Here is a 19,043-nt window from a genome sequence, read left to right on the forward strand (position 1 = left end):
AACCAACCCAGAAAGGATTGGGACCATGAATCCAAACGAAACCCAGGGGCCGGGCCAGCCCCAGCACAACGAAACCCCGTACGCGGCGCCGGCGTACACCCAGCCGCAGCAGCAGGCTGTGCCACAGCAGCCCCTGCCGCCATATGCCCAGCCGGCAGCACAGCAGGCTGCGCCGCAGTCCGCACCGCGGGCACCGCATGTGCCGCCGCAGCAGCATGCGCCGCAGCAGACGGCTGCTACCACCGCAACGCGCAAGGGAGCGAACCTGGCCGAATCGCTCGGCTCGCAGCATATCCAGATCGGCGGCAAGAAGATCGATTACGCGGCGATCGTGACGCTCGTCGGCGCGGTGATCTCCATCATCGCCCTGTTCCTGTCGTTCACGAACGTGTCGATGTTCGGCGAGAAGGTCTCCAGCAGCCTGTTCCAGCAGGGCGCCGTCGGCTGGTACATGCTCGTCATGCTCCTGGCGATTGGCGCATGCGCGGTCCTGGAGAAGCGGTTCACCGCACTCGTGCTGACCGGCCTTGACACCTTGCTCGTGATCTTCGTGATCGCCGCGGGCGCCCAGCAGATGCAGCAGGGCTCCGCGCTCTCGAGTGTGCTCGAAGGCTACATGGGCCAGCAGGCCATGCGCGTGCAGTATGGGGCCGGCATGTGGCTCGCGATCATCGGCGTGATCGTCATGCTCGTCGGCACCATCGTGGCCTACTACAACCAGGTGCAGGAGACCAAGCGCACCGCGCCGACCTCCGCCGCCAAGCCGGCTGCGCCCGACCAGTACCAGAACAACGGCTGGCAGTTCGGTGTGCCCGCACCGCAGCAGCCGTCGTCGACCGACACGAGCAACTGGCAGTTCGGCACGCCCAACCCGCCGGCCCCGGCCGCCCCGGCGGCGCCGGCCGCACAGATGCATGAGCCGTTCGTGCAGCCCGTGCAGGCACCCACCATGCCGCCTGCTCCTGCCGCTCCGGCAGCCCCGTCTGCGTCGAATCCGAATCAGCCCAATGTGTGAAACACGTTAGTGCAATAGCGCCATGATGGCGCGCAAGTGGCCCCGGCATCCCATATGGGAGACCGGGGCCACTTGTATGGCTATGGGGGCGACTGAGTACATTCACAGTCGCCCCCATAGTCGTTACGGGTAGTGTCTTGTTCGCTACGGGTAGTGCCTTCTCGGGCAAATCTCATGTGTGAGTGCTGAAAAATGGCGGTTTCTAGGAGAAGGGGAACAGGTGCGGCACTACCCGTAGCGGAGAAGGCGCTACCCGTAACAGCAAAGCGGCCTGTGGCGGGGTGGTATGGGGGAGTCTGGCTGTCTGCCGGATATTGATTTAATTTATACCACGTTTAATATTCGCAACGTGGCGGAGATTGATAGCGTGCCATAACGAGAGCCAGTAAAGACCCCTGTGTTTTCCGTGCAAATACACGTTATGCTCTGTGGTACACAGCTGGATTGCGCAAATGAATCCCGATTGTTTGCCCAGTTGTCTATCATCCGTCAGCTTCAAGCTGAATGGTGGCGCAGATAAAAAACATCTGCAAAACATCTGCATAAAACCACACCGCACAGCACGAATCTCCACAAGGGGTCATCATGGCAAACCGCAAGCAGCAGTTCCACTCCATCGCACAGGGCCAGCCGGGCGCCGGCCATCTCACCGCCGCATGGGAGCATCTCGTCGGCCACGAATACGGCGCGCAGGAATTCGCCAGCGCCTACGTCGACTTCATCAAGCAGTGGGATTGGGACTGGGTCAAGATCAATCCGCGCGCCGTCTACTACGCCGAAGCATGGGGCGGCGTCTACGACCAGAACGACTATGGCGACTTCGTGATTCCCAAGACCGTGCGCGCCGTGGTCAACACGCCGCAGGACGTGAGCACGATCGAACAGCTCGACCCGGCGCACAACCCCGCGTTTGAGGAGGCCACCGAAGCCGCGCGTCTGATCCGCGAGGCGCTGCCGGACCGCGGTGTGATTCAGACGATCTTCTCGCCGCTCTCCGTACTCCTGCAGCTCGCCGACCTGCCGCTCTACCCGAACGATACGCACGCGCACTCGAAGACCACCGTGCAGGCGGTGATCTTCGACCAGCCCGAGGTGGCCAAGCGCGCGCTCAACAACATTGCACACACACTCGCTGACTACGCGCGTACACTCGTCACTCCCATTGAGCAGGGCGGCGCGGGACTCGACGGCATCTTCTACGCCGTGACAGGAACAGTGAGCGAAGGCTACTTCGACCGCGAACAATACCGCGAATTCTCCGAACCGTACGACCGCATCGTCATCGATGCCGTGCGCGAGGCGAATCCGGAGGCCGTGGTGCTGCTGCACACGTGCCGTGCCGCGTCGAACCCGGAATGGTTCGACGACCTAGGCGTAGACATCATCCAGTGGGATCAGTACGCGGCGGGCAATCCCAAGGCAGACCTCAAGTTGCGTGCTGTGCCTGTCGCAGGTGCGAACTCGGTGGAGTTCGAGCCTGATGGATCGGTTGAGCAGGTGCGCACGCAGATTGATGAGACGCTCGCATTGCGTGGCGACGCGCCATTCCTGCTTGCGCCAAGCTGCACTGTTCTCACGCCGGCGAATGATCGCGCGCTCGCCGTGCTCGCCGAATACCGCGCGGCCTGACGCGCGCACAACCGCAACGCAACCGCAAGAAGACAGATTCAGACCATATATAAAAGGGGATTATCATGACCGCACATTGGAAGAATGCCGTACGATCCGTACTCGCCGCAACAGCTGCAAGCGCACTACTCGCTGGTACTGCTGCATGCGGGCTTGGCGGTGACACAGCGGATGCCGCGAGCGCGCAAGGTGACACGGTGAACATTGGCGTGCTCTACCCGAAGACCGGCCAATACGCTGAGTACGGGCGTCTGTTCCAGCAGGGCCTCGACCTTGCTGTCGAAGAGGTGAATGCCAGCGGTGGTGTAGGAGGTAAAACGCTCGGGCTGACTTATTTCGACACACAATCTGACCCAAAGCAGGACGCCTCGGTCGCGCCGAAACTCGCGTCCGACCCGTCGGTCATCGCCGTGGTGGGGGATTATGCGTCTCCGGCCTCGGCCGCCGCCTCGCCGACATTCCAGCAGGCGGGGCTCGTGCATTACGGGTTCAACAATTCCTCTCCCACATTCACGCAGACCGGCGACCACGTGTGGAGCCCGGCGATTGGCACGGATTCGTACGAGCGCGTGTATGCGGACGCCGCGGCGAAGAAGGCGAAGAAGATTTCGGTCGTCTACATCGAGAACGACTGGGGCAAGCAGGCGTTCGAATACTTCAAGGAGCGGGCCGCGCGCAATGGCACACAGATCGTCTACGAATCGTCGTACCTGCCTGATTCGACCGACCTGTCGCCGATCCTGATCCCGGCGCGTGACGCCGACCCGGACCTCATCGTCAACATCGGGTATGGCCCCGACGGCGCGCTTGTCATCAACACGTTGCGTGACAAGCTCGGCTACACCGGCCCGTTCTTCGGCGGTCAGGAGACCGCGGAGTTCCTCGACCTGGCCGGCAAGAACGCGGAAGGCGCGGTCATCACCGGTTCGTTCAGCGCCGAAGGCACCAAGAACAAGGGCGCCCAGGAGTTCGTCAAGGCGTTCAACGCGAAATACGGCAACAACCCCGGCAACTTCGAGGTGGTCGCCTACCAGGCCGTCAAGGACCTGGCGCACGCCGCGAATGCCACGGAACCCACGCGCGAAGGCATCCAGAAGGCCCTGCAGACCGTCAAGGATTTCCCGCTCTACCAAGGCAACGAGACCACCTTCTCCTTCGACCAGAAAACCCGCCGCGCGCCCGACATCGAACCGATCCTGCTCGTGGTCAAGGACGGCAAGTTCGTGCCGTACGAGGACTGACCGCCACATGGTGGCATTGTGAGGGACACCTGTGATAGATACGCTTTTCTCCGGCCTGATCCACGGCGGCGCCTATGCGCTTGTAGCTGTGGGCGTCTCGCTCATCTTCGGCGTCACGAACGTCGTCAACTTCGCGCAGGGTTCGCTTGTGGCCGTGGGCATGATGCTCGCCTGGTACTGCGGTTCGGTGCTCGGCTGGCCGCTCATCCCCGTCGTGCTCGCGGTCGTGGTGGTCACGGCGGTGCTCGGCTGGCTCATCAACGCCGGCGTCATCGCGCCGCTTGAAGGGCGCAAACCGATCGCCGCGCTGCTCGCCACAATCGGCGTGGGGCAGATCCTCGACAACGGCCTGCAGCTCATCTTCGGCGCGCGCACCCGCCCGTTCCCCAAACTGCTCGCCACAAGCAACCTGCAGGCGTTCGGTGTACGGTTCGGCACGTCCGACGTGGTGATGATCGTGTTCGCCGTGCTCGCGATGGCCGGCCTGTGGGCGTTCCTGACCTACGGCAAGGCCGGCCGCGCGATCCGCGCCACCGCACAGGACCCGCAGGCCGCGCTGCAGATGGGCATCCCCGTCAAGCGCATTCGCAACCTCGCCTTTGTGATCGGCGCCGTGCTGTCGGGCATCGCCGGCATCTTCATCGGCCTGTTCAATGCCAACATCAACCCCATGAACGGCGGCTCGATCGGACTGACGGCGTTCGTCGCCGCGGCGATCGGTGGTCTCGGCTCCATTCCCGGCGCCGTGGTCGGTGGCCTCGTGCTGGGCGTCATCGAGGCACTGGGCGTGTTCTGGTTCGGTGACGGCGCGCACGACCTCATCACCTTCGGCGCGCTGCTCATCATTCTCATCGCCCGTCCGCAAGGTCTGCTCGGCGCATCCACGAACGTCACATCCGAGTCGATGACCGGCACGTTCCTCGCCGGCGCACGCCCGATCCGCCTGCCATGGTGGGGCAATCTCATGCTCGCTCTCGCCGCGCTCGCCACACCGTTCATCTTCAGCGATTACCTCGCCGGCATCGGCACGCAGATCGCGGTGTATGCGATCGCCGCCGTGGGACTCACGCTCATCTCCGGTTCCGCCGGCCAGACGATCCTGGGCCTCGCCGGTCCGGTCGCGCTCGGCGCCTACGCCTCGGCGCTGTTGACGACGCAATTGCACTGGCCGTTCCTCGTGGCGTTGCTCTGCGCCGGCATCATCGCCGCCATCTGCGCGTGCGTATTGACCTTCCCCGCGTGGAAGCTCTCGGGGCATTACGTGGCCATCGCCACGATCGGCCTCGGCGCCGTCATGGTCGCGTTGATCCGCGTGGCCGAGCCGCTCACCCACGGGTCCCTGGGCATCACCGGCATTCCGTTCCCCACCATTTTCGGCAGTCCACTCAACACGCCGCAGAAGATCTATCTGCTCGACGTGGCGGTGCTCATCGTGGCCCTCGTGATCGTCATGCGCATCCAGCGCGCCCATCTGGGCCATGTATTCGACGCGATCGGCTCCGACCAGGAGGCGAGCGAGGCAATCGGCGTGCGCACCGGCGCATACAAGGCACTCGCCTATGCGCTCGCCGCGTTCCTCGCCGGCATTGCGGGCTCCCTGCTCGCGCACCAGTACACGTACATCGATCCGACGATCTTCAACTCGAACATGTCGTTGCTCATCCTCACGATCATCGTGCTCGGCGGCATGAACTCGCCACTGGGCGCGGTGCTGGGCTCGATCATCCTGATCGGCGCCCCCGAGCTGCTGCGCGTCGTGCCTGAAGCGCGCATCCTCGCGTACGGCGCGCTGCTCATCATCGTCATCATGTTCCGGCCCCAAGGCCTGTTCGCACGCAACGCAACGAAAGGGTGAACCACCATGACCGAAGACACCACAGCAGTCGCCATCCACGGGTTCCCCGCGGGCGGGGTGCGCGGGCCCGTCGAATCCGTGGACCCGTATTCGCAGGCGCTCGAGGCCTACGGCGGCGACCCGGTCGCCTACGCGCGCCACCACCGCGAAGCCGTGCTCGAAGAACCCGTTGTGCTCAGCGTGCGCAACCTGGCCAAATCGTTCAAGGGGCTCAAGGCCGTTGACGCCGTGTCGTTCGACCTGCACCAAGGCGAGGTCATCTCGATCATCGGCCCCAACGGGTCGGGCAAATCCACCACGATCAACCTGATCTCCGGGTTCCTCACGCCAGACAGCGGCATCATCGACGTGCGCGACCAGTCGATCGCCGGGCTCGCCGCCGCCGATGTGGCCGAGCGTGGCGTGGCGCGCACATTCCAAAATGGTCGCGTGTTTGGTGCACTCACCGTCGACGAGAATATCGCGCTTGGCTACCATGGCAAACTCGTGGAGCAGCGGCCGTTCAAGCAGCTGCAGCGCTACCCGCTGCTGCGTTGGGTCAACCTGCTCTCCGAAAGCGTGCTCGCCCTCGTGCACGGGCCGAAAACGCGGCGTGAGCGCGAATCGGTGGCCGACCGCGTGACGATCGAAGTGGACCGCTTCAAGGAACGCCTCGGCACGCGCCGCAACGACTTCACCTACACGCTGTCGTACGCAAACCGCCGGCGCACCGAAATCGCCCGCGCGCACATCAGTGAGCCGTTGCTGCTGCTGCTCGACGAGCCGACCGCCGGCATGAACCAGTCGGAGACGGCGGAAGTGCTCGAACAGCTGCAGTACCTCAAGGCGCAAGGCCACACGATCCTGCTCGTCGAGCACAAGATCGAGCTCGTCACCGCCCTGTCCGACCGTGTGATCGCCATGGACGGCGGGCATATCATCGCGCAAGGCGACCCCGACGAAGTGCGCCGCGCGCCGCAGGTCGTGGAGGCATATCTGGGCAAACGGCGCGAACTGCACGTCACACGCACGCGCGGGCAGGCCGGCGTACTGACCAAACAGAACGCGATCGAACGTGAAGACGGCGCCGCGCAGGCCGAACCAGCGCTGGCGTCCGAGCAGCTGGCGCGCGAGTCGCTGCTGCGCCTCAACGGCGTCAATGTGCACTACGGGCAGGTGCATGCGCTGCAAGACGTCTCGCTCGACGTGCCGCAGGGCGCGATCGTCTCGCTGCTCGGCGGCAACGCCTCCGGCAAATCGACGACGATGAAGACGATTCTGGGATTGACGCGCACCACGAGCGGCGTCATCGATTACGCCGGCCGCGATATCACCACCGAGCCCACTCGCGACCGCGTGATCGGCGGCATCGCGGCGGTGCCCGAGGCCCGGCGCGTGTTCCCGCAGATGACCGTGCAGGAGAACCTGCTTTCCGGCGCCTACACGCGCCATGACCGCGCGGCGGTGGAGCAGGACCTGGAGCGCATGTATGCGCGCTTCCCGCGCCTCGCCGAACGGCGCGGGCAGCAGGCAGGCACCATGTCGGGCGGCGAACAGCAGATGCTCGCGTTCGCGCGTGCGCTCATGAGCCGGCCCAAGCTCATCTGCATGGACGAGCCGACGATGGGCCTGTCGCCGCGCCTTGTGGAAGACGTGCTGGAGCAGATCGCCGCATTGCGCGACGAGCTGGGCATATCGGTGCTCATGGTCGAACAACAGGCGGAGCTCGCGCTCTCGATTGCCGACTACGGGTATGTGCTGCAGAACGGCCGCATCCGCCTGCAGGGCCCGGCGAGCGAACTGCTGCACAACCCCCAGGTGCAGGAAGCGTATCTGGGTGGAGCGCACTAACGCACGAAGACGGAAGGAAAAACCATGACCACACTGCATACCGAACCAACAACCGGCACGGATGATGCGCGTGCAGTGCGCACCGCCATCGTGACGGGGGCCGCGGGCGGTGTCGGCAGCCGCACCGTGCAGCGGCTCGCCGAACACGGTTGGCACGTCATCGCAATCACCCGCACGAACGAGGACGCGCAGCGCATGGCAAGCCTTGCAGGCGTCGATGCCCTGTACGCCAATCTGGCCGACGTGGGGGCACTCGCTGGGTGGGTGCAAGACGAACTGCTCGCACGCTTCCCGCTCGAACGGCTCGACCTGCTCGTGCATGCCGCCGCAACGGCGCACGTGGGGCCGGCGGCCGACACCGACGCGGGCACATGGCAACGCGTACTGCAGACGAATGTCATTGCGCCGGCCGTATTGACCGGTGCGCTGTTGCCGCAGGTGCGTGCGGCGAAAGGCTCCGTCGTATTCATCAACTCGGGGGCGGGGGAGCGGGCGGTGCGCAATCACGCCGTCTATGCCGCGTCGAAGCACGCATTGCGCGGATACGCGAATACACTGCGTCTCGAGGAGTCGGGGGCCGGTGTGCGCGTCACCACAATCTACCCCGGGCAGATCGCCACAAAGATGCTCGCCGGCATCGACCGCGCCCTCGATGTGCCGTTTGAACCCGAGCGTTACATCCAACCGCAGACTGTGGCCGACGCCATCGTCTGGGTGGCCGAATCCAGTCCGGACGTGCAGATCACGAACCTCGATCTGCGGCCGCGCCAAGAGGTCTCCGCACAGTTCAACGTGTGAGGCCGGCCCTATGCGTGGGCGCGTTGGGTGGCGCCGGTGAGACAATGCGCGGTATGCAACTGTCTCAACTCATCTCCGGCGCACGCCCGCGCACACTCGCGCTCGGCGTGGCGCCCGTATGGATCGGCGCGGCCGGCGCATGGGCCCTCATGCGCGGCCGCGCACACACACTGCCACAATGCGCATGGGCCGCCGGTGGCGCGCACTGTGCCTCCTCGCCCGCGCGCATGACCACGCTCATGCTGCTGTGCCTGGGCGTGGCGGTCTTTCTGCAGATCGCCGCGAACTTCGCGAACGACTACTCCGACGGCATCCGCGGCACCGACGCGCACCGTGCAGCCGCAGCGGTGGCCAACCGCGTGGAATACGTGACGCGCGCCACCGGCCCGGGTGTAGTCGAGCGCGAGGAGACGCTCGACTACGAGGAGCTGCACGCGCCCACGCGGCTCGTCGCCTCGGGCGTGCCCCCGCGCGCCGTGCTCACGGCGGCCCTGGTGAACGCGGCGCTCGCGTGCGCGTGCGGCCTCGCGGCCGTGGTGATCACAGGATACTGGTGGCTCCTTGCGGTGGGTGCGCTGTGCGTGCTCGCCGGCTGGTTCTACGTCGGCGGCGCGCACCCGTACGGCTACCGCGGATGGGGCGAGGTCGCCGCGTTCGTGTTCTTCGGGCCGGTGGCCACGCTCGGCACGACGGTCACGATGGCGGGCGCGGTGGACTGGCCCGCCGTATGCGCGTCGGTGGTCATCGGACTGGTGGCGCTCGCCGTGCTCTCGGTGAACAATCTGCGCGATATCCGCACCGACACCCAGGCGGGCAAGCGTACTTGGGCGGTGCGGCTCGGCGCGCGCGCCACGACCGTGTGCATCATCGTGGTGATCGCACTCGTCATGTTGGCCGTGCTTGCCGCAGGCGTGTATGTGGGCGTGCATGGATCCACACTGGCCCATCTGACGGCGGGCTGGGGGTTCTGTGCGGTGCTCGGCATGGTGTGTGTGCTGCTTACCGGGTATTTCACGTGTTTTGAGGTCGCGCGCGGTGAATACATGCGCGCCATGTGGTCGCTGTCGCTGCTTGCGCTGTGGCTCGCGCTTGCGTTCACCGGATTCGTGATGGTGCTGTGAGCTGTGAGCTGTGCGCGTGCCGTGCGCGGCGAAAATGACAGGGCGCAACGGTACACTGGCAACCATGACTTATAAATTGGTACTGCTCCGACACGGTCAGAGCGCATGGAACAAGACAAATCAGTTCACCGGTTGGGTTGACGTCCCGCTGACCGAACAGGGTGAGGAAGAGGCCAAGAACGGCGGCCGTCTGCTCAAGGAGAAGGGTGTCCTTCCGGACATCGTCTTCACCTCGCTGCTGCGCCGCGCGATCAACACCGCCAACATCGCCCTCGACGAGGCCGACCGCCTGTGGATCCCCGTCAAGCGCGACTGGCGCCTCAACGAGCGTCACTATGGCGCGTTGCAGGGCAAGAACAAGACCCAGATCCGCGAGGAGTACGGCGACGAGAAGTTCATGCTGTGGCGCCGCTCCTACGGCACCCCGCCGCCCGAGATCGACCCGAACGACGAGTACGCGCAGAACAATGACCCGCGCTACGCCGGCGATCCGGTCCCGGAAGCCGAGTGCCTGGCCGACGTGGTGGCCCGCGTCGAGCCGTACTGGGAGTCGGACATCATCCCCGAGCTCAAGACCGGCAAGACCGTGCTGATTGCCGCCCACGGCAACTCGCTGCGCGCGATCGTCAAGATGCTCGACGGCCTGACCGAGGAAGAGATCGCCAAGGTCAACATCCCGACGGCAATGCCGCTCGTGTACGAGCTTGACGACGACTTCAAGCCGATCAAGAAGGGTGGCGAGTACCTCGATCCCGAGGCCGCCGCCGCCGGTGCTGCCGCCGTCGCGGCCCAGGGCCAGAAGTGATGCGCCTGTAAGCATACGCTGCACCAATGTGGCTGCCACTATCTCGGTGATAGTGGCAGCCACATTGCTATATGTGCCGCAAGTACATCCCTATGCCGCATCAAGCCGCAAGATGACTGCGTTCGCAAGCTCTTAGTGAAGTTCCCGCGTGCCCGCGCGCCGGCGGGCAGACAATGGGCCCTAGAGCGTCGAAGGTCGGCGCGGACACGTCTTCGCGGGGATGATCCCGTGCAAGAGGAGGAACCATGTACTATTCGGCAGGCAATTTCGAGGCGTTCGCGCATCCCAGGAAGCCGGAGGGCATCGAGAACAAGAGCGCGTACATCATCGGCACAGGGCTCGCGGCGCTGACCGCCGCGTTCTACTTGGTGCGTGACGCGCAGATGCCGGGCAAGAACATCCATGTGTTCGACAAGGATGCGCTGCCGGGAGGTGCGCTCGACGGTGCGTTCATCAAGGGCGAAGGCTATGTGATGCGTGGCGGCCGCGAGATGGACAACCATTTCGAGGTCATGTGGGACGTCTACCGTGACGTGCCGAGCATCGAGGACGAGAACATGTCGATGCTCGACTACTACTACCGCCTCAACAAAGAGGATCCGAACTTCTCGAAGTGCCGCGCCACGGAAGGCCGTGGCCAGGACGCGCACACCGACAGAAAGTTCAACCTCTCCGACAAGGCCGTCAAGGAGATCCTCAAGCTCTACCTCGCCACCGAAGACGAGCTGGCGAACAAGAAGATCACCGACTACTTCGACGACGAGGTGCTCGATTCGAACTTCTGGCTGTACTGGCGCACCATGTTCGCATTCGAGAACTGGCAGTCGGCACTCGAGATGCGCCGCTACATCCACCGTTTCATCCACCACATCGGCGGCCTGCCGGATTTCTCCGCGCTGCGCTTCACGCGCTACAACCAGTACGAGTCGATGATTCTGCCGCTCATGAACTACCTCAAGGCGCATGACGTGCAGTTCCACATGCAGACCTCGGTCGACGACGTGACGTTCAAGGTCAGCGAGAACGAGATGGGGCCGAAGCGCGAATTCACGAACGTCGCCATGGACGAGATCATGCGCGCGCAGGCCGAGAACGGCGCCTTCCCACGCAACCCGTACTCGACGCCGAACAAGAAGGTCGCCAAGACGCTCGTCGTCACCGACCTCAAGAACAACGAGACGAAGACCATCGAACTGAGCGAGGACGACTTCGTCTTCATCACCAACGGCGGCCTCGTCGAGTCGACGACCGAAGGCAACCAGAACACGCCGGCCGGTTTCAACCCCGCGCTCAAGGCGGGCAATGGCTGGGACACCTGGAACCGCATCGCCGCCGTCGACCCGAGCTTCGGCCACCCGCAGAAGTTCATCTACGACCCGAACCTGACCAAGTGGATGAGCGCGACCGCCACCACGCTCGACGACGAGATCATCCCGTACATCGAGAAGATCACCGGGCGCTCGCCGTTCGGCGGCCACACCGTGACTGGCGGCATCGTGAGTGTCAAGGACTCGAACTGGCTCATGAGCTGGACGATCAACCGCCAGCAGCAGTTCCGCGACCAGCCGGCCGACCAGATCAGCGTGTGGATCGACGCCCTGCTGCCGGACAATCCCGGCAACTACATCCGCAAGAAGATGCAGGACTGCACCGGAGAGGAGATCTGCGAGGAGTGGCTCTACCACATGGGTGTGCCGACCGACAAGATCCGTGAGCTCGCGTCCAACCATTGCAACACGATCCCGGTCATGATGCCGTACGTGGATGCGTTCTTCATGCCACGCGAACTCGGCGACCGCCCGGACGTGGTGCCGGATGGCGCCGTCAACTTCGCGTTCATCGGCCAGTTCGCCGAAGAGCCGCGCGACACGATCTTCACCACCGAGTACTCGATGCGCACCGGCATGGAGGCCGTGTACACGCTCTTCGACGTGGACCGTGGTGTGCCGGAGGTGTGGAACAGCGAATACGATGTGCGCGACATGCTCAACGCGGCGGTCAAGCTGCGCGACGGCGAACCGCTCACCACGTTCGGCCGCAGCGGGCTCGAGCACAAGGCGATCGAGATCGCGCTCAACCGCACCAAGGGCACCTATATCTACGAGATGCTCAAGACCTTCGGCGCCATCGCCGATCCGGACCACCCGGTCGATATGAAGCCGGGCATGCGGTTCGATGCGTCGTTCAGTGAGGCCGACGAGGCACGGCTCATGCAGGAGGCGAAGGACGCCGAAGCGGCCGCGTTCCCGAACAAGCAGGCTGAGGCCGCGGCCGCGGCCATCACACCCGCCGAGGCAAGCGTGGACGCGCAGCCCGCAGGCTCCGACAAGCCCGAGCCCGAAGAGCGCCTCGACAAGCCGGAGGCCACCAAGTGAAGGCCTATGTGATTCCCAGCGAGCATGCCCGCGGACTCGATGCGATCGAGCTCGCGGACATGCCCACCCCGGCCCCCACGACCGGCCATGTGCTGATCAAGGTGCACGCGGCCGGTCTCAATCCGGTCGACTACAAGCTCGCCGAGGGCGGCAATGAGAACTGGACGTATCCACACATCCTCGGTCTGGATGTCGCCGGCGAAATCGTGGAGGTTGGCGAAGGCGTCGAAGAGACGTGGAAAGTCGGCATGCGCGTCGCAGGCCACGGCGACCTGCGGTACGACGGCTGCTTCGCCGAGTACGTGAATGCGCCGGTGTACGAGCTCGCACTCATTCCCGACGACGTGGAGTACACCACGGCCGCGGGTCTGCTGTGCAGCGCGCTCACCGCGTACCAGACAATCAACAGGAAACCGAACCTCAACCTTGTGCGCACCGCGCTTGTGCACGGCGGGTCCGGCGCGGTCGGCGGCGCCGCCGTGCAGCTTGCGAAGATGCACGGCATCACCGTGTTCACCACATGCTCCACGCGCAATGTCGACTATGTGCGCGAGCACGTGCAACCGGACGCCATCATCGACTACCGCACGCAAGACGTCGATGAACGTGTGCGCGAGCTGACCGATGGACGCGGCGCCGACCTCATCGTCGATACGGTGAGCGGGGAGGAGGCCGAGCGTGACCTCGGGCGTCTGGCATACAACGGGCAGCTCGTCACGATCGTCGACGTGCCGCCGGTGTCTGCCGCCCAGATGTTTGGCGGCGCGATGAGCATCGACGTCGTCAATCTCGGCGGCGCGCATGCGTCCGGCAACCCGATGGAGCAGCACGATCTGGGCACGATGGCCTCTGACGTCCTGTCGATGGTCTCGCAAGGCCAGCTCGACCCGCTCATCACCGGCGTACTGCCGTTCGCGGACCTCGTCGAAGGGCTGCGTTCGCTCGCTGAGCACAAGGTCACCGGCAAGCTCGTCGTCGACTTCGACGCCTGAAACGGCTGACTGACTGCATGCACGTGGTCCCCGGCGCCTCACCGGTGCCGGGGACCACGTGCATGGTGTGGGCGGTGTGCTGCTCCCGTCAGTCGATGTCGGTTCCTTCGTCGCGGTCCGGTTCCTTCGACGGGTCGAATCCGGAGACAATGAACACCACACGGCGCGCGGCGGAGACGGCATGGTCGCCGAGGCGCTCCATGAAGCGGCCGATCAGCACCACGTTGATGAGCTGCTGGTTCGTGCCCGGGAAGTCCTCGGACTGGGCGAACTGGAGCGTCTTCTTGTGCAGGTCGTCGAGCACGTCGTCGTCGTGGATGATCTGGTCGGCCACTTTCGTGTCGCGGTCGGCGAGCATCGTGACGAGGCGGTCGGCGGTCACGTCGAGGAAGTGCTGCATCTGTGCGAAGGTATCCACAATCTCCTGCGGCAGCGGCGAATCAGGGTAGGTGCGGCGTGCAGATTCGGCGATGTGGCGCGCCAGATCGCCCATGCGTTCGAACGTGATCGCCAGGCGCATGGTGGAGACCACGACGCGCAGGTCGGTGGCCACCGGGTTCTGGCGCGCCAGCAGCTCCACGCACTGGTTGACGATGTTCGTCGAAAGCGCATCGGTTTCGGCGTCATTGTCGATCACCGTCTGCGCAGCGTCGAGGTCGGCGTTGAGCAGCGCCTGCCCCGCGCCGTGGATGGCGTCGCGCACGTTGCGTGCCATGTGGTCAAGGTTGTCGGCTACGGCTTTGAGGCCTTCGTTGAAAATTACGCGCATTTGATTCCCTTCCATTGGGTCCATCGGGCGTGGCGGTTGGCGGCCATGCCGCGCATTCTTGTCCCAGTGTAGAGGAAGCGTGCCGCCATGCCAATTGCGCGCGGTTCACGTGTTGTTCACCTTGCGCGCGTTTTGCAGGCCTAGCCGCCGCGCACATCGCTCATCTATGCCACAATGGGCGGTATGCCGCACATCACCACCACGACCATCATCGCCGTTGCGTTCGTGCTGCTGGCCATCGGCGCCGTGATCGGCGTCGGCCTGCTCATCGCGGACATGATCATGCCGCTCGTGCAGTCCGCCACGCACGGCGAATCGCTGCGCGACCGCTTCGCGGAGCGGTTCGCGCGTCTGCGCACACACCATGACGAGGATGACGATGACGAGGACTCCGACGATTTGGAGGAATCCACGGCCGCACTGCTGTCGATGCTGCCCGGTGCGCCGATCGTCGTCGACGAATCCGACGAAGTGGTGCGCGCGAACCCGGACGCATACCGGCTCGGCGTCGTCGACGACGACGTCATCGTGGAGCCGCGCATCGCGCAGGCGGTGCGCACCGTGCGCGAACAGGGCGGCAAAACCATGTTCGAACTGACCACGATGACCCCGCAGCGGTTCCTGCGCATGGCGGGCGCAGACGAGACCGACGGCCAGGGCAACGTCGCATCGGGGGATGCGCACGCCACTCCGGTCGCGGTGAGCAGGCCGAACTGGCTGCGCGTCACCGTGGGCCGCATCAGCGAGCGCTTCGTGATCGTGCTGCTCGACGATGTCAGCGAGCGTGTGCGTTTCGCCCAGGTGCGCGACGATTTCATCGCGAATGTCTCGGAACAGCTCGTCAAACCGAGCGCCGAACTGCAGCATCTCGCCGCTTCGCTCGAGCAGGCGGGGCTCGAGGACGCGCGCATCGCGCAGGACGCGCGCAATGTGCGCCGGACGATCGCGTACATCGACCACATGGTCAAGGACCTGCTGCTGTTGATCAAAGCGCAGGAGCAGGTCACACCGACCGACGAGAACCGGCTCAATGTGCTCAATGAGGCGCGCGCGGCGGCCGAGGTGGCGCAGCCGCTCGCGCAGGAGCGTGGGCAGCGGATCGCGGTGAGTGGCAGCGATGCGCTTGTGGTGCATGGCGAGTCGGAGCAGATTCGCGCGGCGATCGACAAGCTGATTGAGAACGCGCTTGAGTATTCGCCCGATGGCGCGGTGGTGAGCGTGGATGTGAAGCCGGACCGCGCGGGACGGCACGCGGTGGTGCGGGTGATCGACCGCGGTACGGGCATTCCGCTCGGCGAGCAGCAGCGCATCTTCGAGCGGTTCTACCGGGGCGCGAACCAGAACGAGCACACGGCGGACGGCGTCGGCCTGGGTCTGGCGATCGTCAAGCATGTGGCGTTGACGCACCAAGGCAGTGTGCATGTGTGGAGCAGGCCTGGGCAGGGCAGCACGTTCACGCTCGTGTTGCCGCTCGACCCCGCGCAGGCGGACTGAGCGTCATTTGCCCAGGCGGCGGTAGTCGGAGCGGTCGAAGAACTCCCAGACGAGCAGCAGCAGGCCGATCACCACACCGAATGCGCAGATGACCGTGGCTGTGCGGAACCACAGGTTGTGCCCGAACTGCCAACAGCAGATGCAGACCGCCAGGGCAATCGTCCACAGCACGGTGCCCAGGATGAACGCCTTGCGCAGGTCCACCTGCATGGGCTTGGGGGAGGGGCGGCGCGCATGGGGGTCGACGATCGGGGCAATTTTCATGCCCTCCACCCTAACGCGAAGGGGCGGCAAGCGCCAACCATCGCGTACAATGGGGAGGTCCATTGCCCCATTGACGGCCTTCGCGAAAGGATTGACCGTGTTCACGATTCGCCCTGTGCCCAAGCGCTATGCGTGGGGTTCCGGCGAACGCTTGCAATCCATGTTCCATTTGACGGGTGACCAGTGGCGTTCGCCGCTCGCCGAAATGTGGTTCAGCGGGCACCCGCAGTCACCGTCGCCGATCGAACAGCCGGGTGGGGCGCCGGTCGCGCTGACCGATGCAATCGCCTCCCACCCCGAATATATGGTGGGTGCGCGCGGATCGAGTGAATTCGGGCCGGTGCTGCCGTTCCTGTTCAAGGTGATCTCGGCGCGCGTGCCGCTTTCGCTGCAGGTGCACCCGGTCGATTTCCAGGCGCGCGCCGGGTTCAACATGGAGAATCGCGAGGCGATCGCGTTGGACGCGCCGGAACGTTCGTTCCGCGACATGAACGCGAAAAGCGAGATGGTCGTGGCGCTCGAACCGTTCCATGCGTCGGTCGGGTTCGCGCCGAAGTCGTTCGCACTGCACAATCTCAGCCTGCTCGAGTCGCCCGTCGCGCAGACGATGGTGCGCGCGTTCTCGCGCTCGGCCGGCGCGGGCGAGTTCGCGCAGGCCGACGCGCGCATGCCGATCGCGGCGAGCGTATGGCCGGAGTCACGCCGGCGCATGTTCCGCGCGTTCCACGCGGCGATCACCACGCCGCCGCTCGACGCGCAGGAACTGGAGCACGACCTGCTGCAGGCGCGCGCACGCTGCACCGCGGAACGCAACCGCATGGCCTTCGACCACGCGGTGCGCGCCACGCGCGCGTTCCCCGGCGACCCGAGCGTGCTGGCGCTGCTGATGATGAACCCGGTACGGCTCGAGGAAGGCGAATCGGTGTTCCTGCCCACCGGCTGCCCGCACGCCTATATATATGGCACCGGCGCCGAGATCATGACCAATTCGGATAACGTGCTGCGCGCCGGCATGACCGTCAAGCACAAAGACATCGACAATCTGCTGCAGTGCCTGGATTGCCGCACATCCAGCCCGGTCGACCCGTCCGACGCGCGGTTGGGCACGCTGCTCATGCGCGACGTGGTGTTCTACAAACCGCCCGTCAACGAGTTCATGCTCTGCTATGGGCATGTGGACGCGGCCCATGAGCCGTGGCCGGTGATGAACCGGCTCGCTGTGCGCTACGACGCGCTTGTGCAGCAGATGGGAGGCAAGGCGGTGGTGCCGCATCTGGGCCCGCGCGTCGTGTTGTGCACGCAGGGCGCCGTGCGTTGCGTCACCGACCATGACGAGCGCGTGCTGCGGCAGGGTGAGGCGGTGTTCGTGCCGGCGGCGGATGGCTGGGCCCGCATCGACCCTGTGGTGACGGGCGAAGCCGCACCACAGGGCCAATACCTGATGGCCTCCACGCCGTTCTGAGCGTGGAGGCCATCACAGAGGTGCGGCGCGTGGGTCACATGTGCTCGACCACGTAGTCGATGCACGCAAGCAGCGCCTCCACGTCGGAAGGCTCCACCGAGGGGAACACGCCGATGCGCAGCTGGTTGCGGCCCAGCTTGCGGTAGCCGTTGACGTCGACGATGCCGTTGTCACGCAGCACCGCCGTCACATACGCCTGCGGCACCGAGTCGTCGAGGTCGATCGTGACGACCGACTGCGACCGCGCGTTCACATCGGTCACGAACGGGCGCGCATATGCGCTGCGCTCGGCCCACGCGTACACGATGTCCGAGGAACGCTTGCAGCGGGCGGCGGACCACGCCATGCCGCCGTTTTCGTTGAGCCACTTCACCTGCTCGCCAAGCAGCACGAGCGTGCTGATCGACGGCGTGTTGAGCGTCTGGTTCTTGAGCGAGTTGTCGATCGCGGAGGTCAGCGAGAGGAACGGCGGGATCCAGCGGCGCGCGCCCTCGAGCGCGCAGCTGCGCTTGATGCCTTCCGCGCGTTGGATCGCAGCGGGGGAGAGGATCGCGATCCACAGGCCGCCTTCGGAACCAAAGGCCTTCTGCGGGGAGAAGTAATAGACGTCGGTCTGCGAGATGTCCACGGGGATCGCGCCGGCGGCGCTCGTCGCGTCGATCGCGATCAGCGCGCCCTGCTCGCGGCTGCCGTCGATGCGGTAGACCGGCGCCTGCACACCGGTCGACGTCTCGTTCTGCGCCCAGCAATACGTGTCGACGTATTCGGTGCGTTCAGGCACGCAATACGTGCCGGGTTCGCTCTCGAAGACGATCGGATCTTCCAGGAACGGCGCCGACGCCACCGACGCCGCGACCTTCTTGCTGAACGACCCATACACGCCGCAGGCGGCCTGACGTGTGATGAGCGACGCGCACATCACGTCCCAGAACGCGCTCGCACCGCCGTTGCCGAGCACCACCTCGTAGCCGTCGGGCAGTGAGAAGAACCGTGCGATGCCCGTGCGGATGGATTCGACGAGGTCCTTGACCGGGGCCTGGCGGTGCGACGTGCCGAGGAGCGTGAGCGCGGCACGGTCGAGGGCCTCGACCTGTTCGGGGCGGATCTTGCTGGGGCCGGAGCCGAAGCGGGCGTCTTCAGGCAGCATTGACTGCGGAATCGTAATAGTGTCCATGGTGTCCAAGAGTAGCCAGCGTTGAGGAACAACAGCGGGCGCGTTTCGGATAGGGAACCGCAACGGCCGCCATGCGTGTCAGCTGTGTGCGAAGTGTTCGTCAGGCAGTGCAGCGTTGTACAGATATCACGAGTTTGTGAAGATTTGTGGTTTTTTGCTTAGTGAACCAAAGCGCCTATCGAGGTCACAAAACGGTGCTATCGTGCACATTGTTGGCTT

The 19,043-nt window shown here is 64.9% G+C and carries 15 protein-coding genes; 12 read left to right on the forward strand and 3 right to left on the reverse strand.

Features of this window, described 5'->3' with window-relative positions:
- Positions 1–25: 25 nt before the first annotated feature.
- From PG2093B_RS02410 to PG2093B_RS02455, 10 genes are all read left to right on the forward strand, one after another.
- Positions 26–1,015: a hypothetical protein gene (locus tag PG2093B_RS02410; protein ID WP_129896985.1), complete on the forward strand. Its 990-nt coding sequence runs from the start codon at positions 26–28 to the stop codon at positions 1,013–1,015.
- Between the two features lie 585 nt (positions 1,016–1,600).
- A complete protein-coding gene (locus PG2093B_RS02415; RefSeq protein ID WP_129896986.1) occupies positions 1,601–2,644 on the forward strand; it encodes a uroporphyrinogen decarboxylase family protein in 1,044 nt (347 codons plus the stop codon).
- Positions 2,645–2,709: 65 nt separating this feature from the next.
- On the forward strand, positions 2,710–3,885 hold the full coding sequence (locus tag PG2093B_RS02420) for an ABC transporter substrate-binding protein (protein WP_129896988.1): 1,176 nt from the start codon (positions 2,710–2,712) through the stop codon (positions 3,883–3,885).
- A 31-nt stretch (positions 3,886–3,916) separates the two neighbouring features.
- Positions 3,917–5,740 (forward strand): ABC transporter permease, encoded by a 1,824-nt coding sequence (locus PG2093B_RS02425; RefSeq protein ID WP_129896990.1) that lies wholly within the window; start codon positions 3,917–3,919, stop codon positions 5,738–5,740.
- Positions 5,741–5,746: 6 nt separating this feature from the next.
- On the forward strand, positions 5,747–7,570 hold the full coding sequence (locus PG2093B_RS02430) for an ATP-binding cassette domain-containing protein (RefSeq protein WP_129896992.1): 1,824 nt from the start codon (positions 5,747–5,749) through the stop codon (positions 7,568–7,570).
- A gap of 24 nt (positions 7,571–7,594) precedes the next feature.
- A complete protein-coding gene (locus tag PG2093B_RS02435; RefSeq protein ID WP_129896994.1) occupies positions 7,595–8,368 on the forward strand; it encodes an SDR family oxidoreductase in 774 nt (257 codons plus the stop codon).
- 53 nt (positions 8,369–8,421) lie between these two features.
- Positions 8,422–9,489 carry a 1,4-dihydroxy-2-naphthoate octaprenyltransferase gene (gene menA, locus PG2093B_RS02440; RefSeq protein ID WP_129896996.1) on the forward strand — a complete coding sequence of 356 codons (1,068 nt, stop codon included), beginning with the start codon at positions 8,422–8,424 and terminating at the stop codon, positions 9,487–9,489.
- 64 nt (positions 9,490–9,553) lie between these two features.
- A complete protein-coding gene (locus PG2093B_RS02445) occupies positions 9,554–10,294 on the forward strand; it encodes a phosphoglyceromutase (protein ID WP_026643574.1) in 741 nt (246 codons plus the stop codon).
- 245 nt (positions 10,295–10,539) lie between these two features.
- Positions 10,540–12,669, forward strand: coding sequence for an oleate hydratase (locus tag PG2093B_RS02450; RefSeq protein WP_129896998.1), 2,130 nt, complete (start codon positions 10,540–10,542; stop codon positions 12,667–12,669).
- Entirely contained in the window at positions 12,666–13,661 is a 996-nt protein-coding gene (locus PG2093B_RS02455; protein ID WP_242502786.1) for an alcohol dehydrogenase catalytic domain-containing protein, read from the forward strand. Before PG2093B_RS02450 ends, PG2093B_RS02455 begins: the two co-directional genes overlap by 4 nt.
- Positions 13,662–13,749: 88 nt before the next feature.
- On the opposite strand, the gene phoU is transcribed toward PG2093B_RS02455, so the two are convergent.
- The gene (gene phoU / locus PG2093B_RS02460; RefSeq protein ID WP_129897058.1) at positions 13,750–14,430 is read right to left on the reverse strand and encodes a phosphate signaling complex protein PhoU; all 681 of its coding nucleotides are present in this window, start codon (positions 14,428–14,430) and stop codon (positions 13,750–13,752) included.
- A gap of 183 nt (positions 14,431–14,613) precedes the next feature.
- Between phoU and PG2093B_RS02465 the strand changes: the two genes are divergently transcribed.
- A complete protein-coding gene (locus tag PG2093B_RS02465; RefSeq protein ID WP_242502787.1) occupies positions 14,614–15,924 on the forward strand; it encodes a sensor histidine kinase in 1,311 nt (436 codons plus the stop codon).
- Between the two features lie 3 nt (positions 15,925–15,927).
- On the opposite strand, the gene PG2093B_RS02470 is transcribed toward PG2093B_RS02465, so the two are convergent.
- Positions 15,928–16,188 carry a DUF2530 domain-containing protein gene (locus PG2093B_RS02470; protein ID WP_129897002.1) on the reverse strand — a complete coding sequence of 87 codons (261 nt, stop codon included), beginning with the start codon at positions 16,186–16,188 and terminating at the stop codon, positions 15,928–15,930.
- A 97-nt stretch (positions 16,189–16,285) separates the two neighbouring features.
- Here PG2093B_RS02470 and manA point away from each other — a divergent pair, with 97 nt between their 5' ends.
- Positions 16,286–17,650: a mannose-6-phosphate isomerase, class I gene (gene manA / locus PG2093B_RS02475; RefSeq protein ID WP_129897060.1), complete on the forward strand. Its 1,365-nt coding sequence runs from the start codon at positions 16,286–16,288 to the stop codon at positions 17,648–17,650.
- 34 nt (positions 17,651–17,684) lie between these two features.
- On the opposite strand, the gene serC is transcribed toward manA, so the two are convergent.
- A complete protein-coding gene (gene serC / locus PG2093B_RS02480; protein ID WP_129897004.1) occupies positions 17,685–18,824 on the reverse strand; it encodes a phosphoserine transaminase in 1,140 nt (379 codons plus the stop codon).
- Between the last annotated feature and the right edge of the window lie 219 nt (positions 18,825–19,043).

Source organism: Bifidobacterium pseudolongum subsp. globosum (assembly GCF_004155535.1).
Taxonomy (GTDB): Bacteria; Actinomycetota; Actinomycetes; order Actinomycetales; family Bifidobacteriaceae; genus Bifidobacterium; species Bifidobacterium pseudolongum_C.